This is a genomic window from Candidatus Auribacterota bacterium (assembly GCA_026392035.1).
Classification (GTDB): Bacteria; Auribacterota; Tritonobacteria; order UBA1439; family UBA1439; genus JAPLCX01.
In genome coordinates, this window is record JAPLCX010000034.1 from 1 (window position 1) to 6,674 (window position 6,674).

Below are 6,674 nucleotides of genomic sequence, written 5' to 3' on the forward strand. Positions count from 1 at the left end.
GAAACAATAATTTCGGCGCCGCTCTCCTTCCCCCCCCAAGGAGAGCGGGAGGGAAGAACAAACAACAAAGGAGGTGCAATGTCCAGGATCATTAGCTTAAGTTAGCCCCGGAACTGTCCAAACAATGGGGGGAAGCACCCTCATCTAGTAATTTAGTTCTTGTCTCTAGGCCCAGCTGCGAAAAGGCGGATCTATTTGTGAGATGACAGAAGAAATATATAAATTCAAATACAACATAGAGATATTTCTCCTGATACTCTTTGCTGTCCTTTTTGAATTTCTCTTCTAAATCTTTTTTTAACAGTTCTGCACAAAAGAGTGAACTTAAAAAAATATATTTAGAAAGTTCCCACAGGGCCGATTGATGTTTCTTAAAACTGTTTAGCCAACCCATAGCAAACCTTGGATATAAATATTAAGTTCTTTTGACGTCAGCTTTCCAACGTATCCTTATTATATTCTTGGGAAGCGGTCTCCCAGTTAGCCCGTGCGCCAGTATACTGTTTGTGTACCATTTAATTAGTCGCCATGTCCAATGGTGATTATAACTCATTTGCTTTTTCTTAATGTATATAAAAGCTGGAATACTGTCCAAACTCAGTTGGGCAAAACTCACGGTCGGTCCTCGATTATTGACAGGCAATAAGGAATTTGTTTCTCTTTATTCATCTTCCGACACCGACAGCATATCCTGGAGAAACATCTTTATCCCTTCCTTTTATTGTGTTAATCTCGTTATGAAAGGCAGTCCAATTCGGCTCGGGGAGGGAAGATCTATGACGTTGCTTCTGATAGAGTAATCTTCAGGAAGGGGGTATTCTCATGCCATGTAGTTAATAGAAATTAAAGGAGGGGGTTCATAAATGCTCAAATGTGCTGAGACATGTAAGCATACTCTTGATAAGTAAGGCAGGCCAGTATCAAAGGGCGTGAAAATTTTCTTTCAAGCCTAATATGAAAATAGAAGCTTGGTTTATTAGTGGCAAATATTGTTTCTTTGCGCCATTCTTCTGACTGAGAAAACTAGCGTAAATATAGGCGATTATTTAATGAATAAGAATTTATCTAACTCGAAAGAAGTGAAATGTTCTTTATGCTGCGGCATATTGCAAAAATCCGCAAAAGTATGTCCGCATTGTGGCAATCGGATTAATAGATTAGCTAGGTTTATTCACAATTACTTAATTCAAATTTGTATAGGGGCTTTGGTAGGAGTTATTTCTTTTCATTATGGTCAAAGATTAGAGCAAAAAAGACAAGAAGCTATTGCTATTGAACGGCAAAATAAGGTAAACGATAAAACTATAACTTTACTTAAAATAGAATTAAGTCAAAACTGGGCAGAGTTGGGTAATATCGAGAAACTATTAAAAGCTGATATCGCAAATTTAAACGAGAATAAAATAATCGTTATACCACTAGGGCACTTTAATTCTGAAACGTGGGATTTTGTAAAATTTGGTGAATCTGATTTTCTTTTTAGATCGGATACAGCAGATTTTTCCAAACTGGTAAATTGCTATTTTGTTCTTAAACTAGTAGAAAATAAAATCAAAGACCGTGAACAATATCGGCTTTTAAAAGAAGGCGACATAAATTTCAAAGAAAGATTTGCAGTGTTAGATCAAAGTATTTTAGGCAACGTGGAGCTTGCAAAGAAACATATGGAAGAGTCACAAAATTACCTTGATAGCATTCATAACTGGATAGTAAAAGGCAGAAGCTTTCAACAGTTTCCTGATGGGACTATTAAAAACTTAAATAGATAGTTGACCTGCCTCCCCAAAAACTGTGCCAGTTGCAATTGGAGAGCGGGCATGGAAACATTACGAAAAGATAGGTTGCTGTAAGAATATTGTCGCAGTTGTGCCCTTCGGCTAAAATTATGAATCAGGAGGGAGCCATGGATTTCGATAATTTTATGGAAGATGTTTTTGACATGCGCTTCTATAAATTTATGTACGACCGTGAAGAGACGATGCGCGTGAATAAGGCAAAGGTCAAAACGAAAAAGTAAAAACCACAATTCAAAAGTTACAAAGTTCATTGTTGTTTAGAGTTTTTACTTGTGGTTTTGCCTTTTCACTTTCCCTCTCTCACTCCTCCTCCGACTCGTACTGAATCAGTGAGAACACATCGTACCCCTTCAACTTCTCCCTCCCCTTGAGGAAAGAGAGCTCTATGATGAACGCGATGCCCTCGATCTTCGCTTCGAGATTATTCACCAGCCTTGCCGTGGCCGCCGCGGTCCCCCCCGTCGCCAGAAGGTCGTCCACGATGAGCACCCTGCTCCCCTGCGCAAAGGCGTCCCTGTGCATCTCGAGCGCGTCAGTGCCATACTCAAGTTCGTACTCCGCGGTGTAGGTGTGATGGGGGAGCTTGCCCTTTTTCCTCACGGGTACGACACCTGCCCCAAGCCTGTAGGCAATCGCCGCACCGAATATGAACCCTCGAGACTCCATGCACACGACCGCGTCGATTCGCTTGTCCCGGCACCACTCGCACAGCGCGTCCACGGAAGCCCTGAAGAGCCTCCCCTCCTTTATCAGGGTGGTGATATCCCTGAAGACAATCCCTTTCTTGGGGAAATCGGGGACGCTGCGAATCGCATTTTTCAAATCCTGAATAGTTACCGCCATTGAAATAATCCTCCCGTGCGGACGCACGACGGCATGACGCCCCCGCTAGAAATCATAAAAGCCGCTCTTCTGATCGCCGAGCAGGGCCTTCAGCTTGCGCAATCCCGTCTCCTGTATCTGCCTCACCCGTTCCCGCGTGACGCCGTATTTTTTGCCGATCTCGGTGAGTGTCCTGGGGTTGCTGTCACGGAGCCCGAACCGCATCTTGAGGATACCCGCCTCTCTCGCGGACAACTGACCGAGCAACTCCGCGATGTTTTTGCGCGTCACCTCATCGGAAATGATCTTCGATGGCGGAATGGAATCCACGTCCTCAATCACATTGATCAGCTCGCTGATCCCCTCGCCGTCGATCGGCGCGTAGAGCGATATCGGTTTTTTGTCCATCTCGAGCAATTCCCTCACCTTGGCCACGGGCATCCCAAGCGCCTTCGCGATCTCCTCCGGCCGCGCGGGCCTGCCGCGTTTCTGCGTGAGCTCTTTTTCCTTCCTGTAAACCTTCTGTATCTTCTCCATCATGTAGACCGGGATGCGGATCATCTTCCCCTGGTTCGCGAGCGCGCGCAGCATAAACTGCCTGATCCACCATGCCGCGTACGTGCTCAGCTTGTTCCCCCTGCCCACATCGAATTTCTCCACGGCCCTCATCAGTCCCATGTTCCCCTCCTCGATGAGGTCCAGCAGCGAGAGCCCCAGATAACCGTACCGCTTCGCGATCTTCACCACAAGCCTGAGGTTGGCCTTAATCAACTTCTGCCGCGCCTGCTCGTCGCCGGCGGCAGCCTTCTTCGCGAGCCCGACCTCCTCCTCCCGGGTGAGCAGCGGTATCTCACCTATGTCCCTGAGATACAGCTGAATGGTGTCTTTCCCCGCCCCCATGCTCCCTGCCCCCTGTCCGGGCGGCGCTTCTCCCCGGCGAACCGCGCACAGCGCACTACTTCGAGCGCTTCTTCCCCGCACCGCGCGCACTGCCCCGCGCCCGCTTCCCCTTCATCTCCTCGAGAACGGCCTGGGCCGCCGCGAGCCTCGCGATCGGCACACGGAAGGGCGAGCAGCTCACATAATCAAGTCCGATCCGATGGCAGAATTTCACCGATTCCGGCTCGCCGCCGTGTTCGCCGCAGATGCCCACCTTCAGATCATGCCGTGTCCGCCTCCCCCGCTCCACGCCGAGCCACATGAGGTATCCCACGCCATCCTGGTCAATGGATTGGAACGGATCGCCGGGAAGAATCTTCTCCGCGATATATCTGACGAGGAATGGACCCGCGTCGTCACGGGACATCCCGAAGGTGGTCTGGGTGAGGTCGTTGGTCCCGTAGCTGAAGAATTCCGCCACCGCCGCAATCTTATCGGCGGTGATCGCCGCCCGCGGGAGTTCGATCATCGTCCCCACGGCATAGCTGACTCTCTTCTTCTGTTCATCAAACACCTGCCTGGCCACTCTGTCCACCACCGCCTTCTGCGACTCCAACTCGCTGACCATGCCCACGAGGGGAATCATGATCTCGGGCTTCACCGCAATCCCTTCTCTCGCCACCTCGCATGCCGCCTCAAGGATAGCCCGCGCCTGCATCTCGGTGATCTCCGGATAGGCGATCCCCAGGCGGCACCCCCTGAGGCCGAGCATCGGATTGGCTTCCCGCAGGCCGGCGATCTTCTGGCGCAACCGCTCCTCCGATATCCCCATCTTCCCGGCGAGGTCCCTGATCCCCGCATCCTCATGCGGGAGGAACTCGTGGAGCGGGGGGTCGAGCGTTCGGATCGTGGCCGGCCTCCCTTTGAGCGCGCGGAATATCCCCTTAAAATCTTCCTTCTGCATCGGGAGGAGCTGCGCAAGCGCGCGGCGGCGGCCCCCCTCGTCCTCGGCGAGAATCATCTCGCGCATGGCGTCAATACGGTCACCCTCAAAGAACATGTGCTCGGTGCGGCACAGCCCGATCCCCTCGGCGCCGAACGCGATTGCGTTCTGCACCTGTTCAGGCAGATCGGCGTTGGTGCGAATCCCCAGCCGCCGGATCTCATCAGCCCAGGACATCACCCGGGCGTAGTACCGGTAATCGCTGGATTCACTCGGTTTCATGGTCCGGTACAGCACCACGCGCAACACCTCCGAGGGGAAGGTCTTCGCTGTGCCGGAGATGACCTCTCCCGTTGAGCCATCGATAGAGACCGCGTCGCCCTCCCTGACCACCACGCCCCCCGCGCGCATCTGGCGGGCTTTGTAATCAATCTCCAGGGCGCCGCACCCGACCACGCAAACCTTCCCCATCTGCCTCGCGACGAGCGCCGCGTGAGAAGTCATTCCCCCACGGGCGGTCAGCACACCCTCGGCGGCCGTCATGCCGCGGATGTCCTCAGGAGAGGTTTCGATGCGCACGAGAATCACCTTGTCTCCGCGGGCCGCCCACTCCTCGGCATCCGCCGCATTGAATACCACCCTGCCGGACGCCGCGCCCGGGCCCGCATTGAGCCCCCTTGCGAGCAGCCGCCCCGCGGCGATCGCCTTTTTCTTCTCCTGCATATCAAAGACCGGCCGGAGGAACTGATTGAGCTGCATCGGGTCAATGCGCAGCAGCGCCTCCTCCCTGGTGATCAGCCCCTCCTCAACCATATCCACCGCGATGCGGATTGCAGCGAATCCAGTCCTCTTCCCCGAGCGGGTCTGGAGGAGCCAGAGCGTGCCCTTCTGAATGGTGAACTCCAGATCCTGCATGTCGCGGTAGTGCCGCTCTATCTTCTTGTACACCCCCTCGAGCTCGCGGTACACGCGCGGCAACTCCGCCTTAAGCTGCGCGATCGGTTTCGGCGTCCGAATGCCGGCGACCACATCCTCCCCCTGGGCATTGAGCAGGTACTCCCCGTAGAAACGCTTCTCGCCGGTCGCGGCGTCGCGCGTGAATGCCACGCCCGTCCCGCTATCGGTCCCCATGTTGCCGAACACCATCGCCTGGACGTTCACCGCCGTTCCCCAGTGATCGGGGATCTTGTTGATCTGCCGGTAGGCGATCGCGCGCGGGTTCTCCCACGAGCGGAATACCGCGCCGATCGCGGCCCACAACTGTGCGTGAGGATCCTCCGGGAAGCGGCTGCCCGTTCTCTCTTTGATCGCCGTCCTGAATTCCGCCACGAGCTCTTTCAGGTCGTCCAGCGAGAGCTCGGTATCATACCGTATTTTCCTGTGTTCCTTTTTCTTCTCGATGATCTCCTCGAACGGGTCCACGTCGTCTTTGCGCTGCGGCTTCAAGCCCAGCACCACGTCGCCGAACATCTGTACAAAGCGCCGGTAGCAATCGTACGCGAAGCGCTCGTTCCCCGTCTGGCGGGCGAGGCCCTGCACCGTATCGTCGTTGAGCCCCAGATTGAGCACCGTGTCCATCATCCCCGGCATCGACGCCCGCGCCCCGGAGCGCACGGAGAGCAGGAGGGGGTTCTCACTGTCGCCGAAACGCGCCCCCATCGCCTTCTCCACGCGCGCGAGCGCCCGGTCGACCTGGCGCTCAACGCCCGACGGGTATTTCCGCCTGTGCGCATCGTAGTAGGCGCAGACCTCGGTCGTGATGGTGAATCCCGCGGGCACGGGGATCTTTAGATTGGTCATCTCCGCGAGGTTAGCCCCCTTGCCGCCGAGGAGCTCCTTCATCTGCGCATTCCCTTCGGCCTTGCCCGAGCCAAAGTAAAATACATACTTACGCATCCAATTGCCTCCGTTCAGTGTGGTCGGGGAACACGTTGCAATCCCCAACAATACACAAAAAATATTGCTCAGGCAAGCGAAAACAGAGCGGGAGCGTAATGGGACAGTTATGGGGTTTTAGCCCAACTTTCGCTATTCGCGCACTATTTCTTCATAACTCCTTGGAAATACGCAGTTCATTGGTCTAGGTCTTCACTACAAAAGGCGTTTTGAAGGACCTCCCTGGTTGTGATTTTGGGTAGTTGCTGAGGCGGCAGATTAAGACCAAGCCGGGCAAGCAGCAACTGCTGAGTTTTGTCCGGTTGCGTATATCGTGCCATATGCAACCAACGGCCATC

General features: G+C 53.6%; 4 protein-coding genes. 1 reads left to right on the forward strand and 3 read right to left on the reverse strand.

The features are described 5' to 3' along the window. Positions 1-1,049 precede the first annotated feature (1,049 nt). Positions 1,050-1,769 carry a hypothetical protein gene (locus NTX71_03365; GenBank protein MCX6338943.1) on the forward strand — a complete coding sequence of 240 codons (720 nt, stop codon included), beginning with the start codon at positions 1,050-1,052 and terminating at the stop codon, positions 1,767-1,769. Positions 1,770-2,096: 327 nt separating this feature from the next. Here NTX71_03365 and apt read toward each other — a convergent pair whose 3' ends face one another. The 3 genes from apt to ppdK are packed head-to-tail and all read right to left on the reverse strand — an operon-like array spanning position 2,097 to position 6,336. After that, positions 2,097-2,639: an adenine phosphoribosyltransferase gene (apt, locus tag NTX71_03370; protein MCX6338944.1), complete on the reverse strand. Its 543-nt coding sequence runs from the start codon at positions 2,637-2,639 to the stop codon at positions 2,097-2,099. A 45-nt stretch (positions 2,640-2,684) separates the two neighbouring features. After that, the gene (locus NTX71_03375; GenBank protein ID MCX6338945.1) at positions 2,685-3,518 is read right to left on the reverse strand and encodes a sigma-70 family RNA polymerase sigma factor; all 834 of its coding nucleotides are present in this window, start codon (positions 3,516-3,518) and stop codon (positions 2,685-2,687) included. Positions 3,519-3,573: 55 nt separating this feature from the next. Beyond that, complete coding sequence (ppdK, locus tag NTX71_03380) at positions 3,574-6,336, reverse strand: pyruvate, phosphate dikinase (protein MCX6338946.1); 2,763 nt, start codon at positions 6,334-6,336, stop codon at positions 3,574-3,576. Between the last annotated feature and the right edge of the window lie 338 nt (positions 6,337-6,674).

Excerpts from the sequence above, each read along its gene's own strand:
- ppdK (MCX6338946.1), bottom strand. The coding sequence starts at position 6,336 with ATGCGTAAGTATGTATTTTACTTTGGCTCGGGCAAGGCCGAAGGGAAT.
- apt (MCX6338944.1), bottom strand. The coding sequence starts at position 2,639 with ATGGCGGTAACTATTCAGGATTTGAAAAATGCGATTCGCAGCGTCCCC.
- NTX71_03375 (MCX6338945.1), bottom strand. The coding sequence starts at position 3,518 with ATGGGGGCGGGGAAAGACACCATTCAGCTGTATCTCAGGGACATAGGT.
- NTX71_03365 (MCX6338943.1), top strand. The coding sequence starts at position 1,050 with ATGAATAAGAATTTATCTAACTCGAAAGAAGTGAAATGTTCTTTATGC.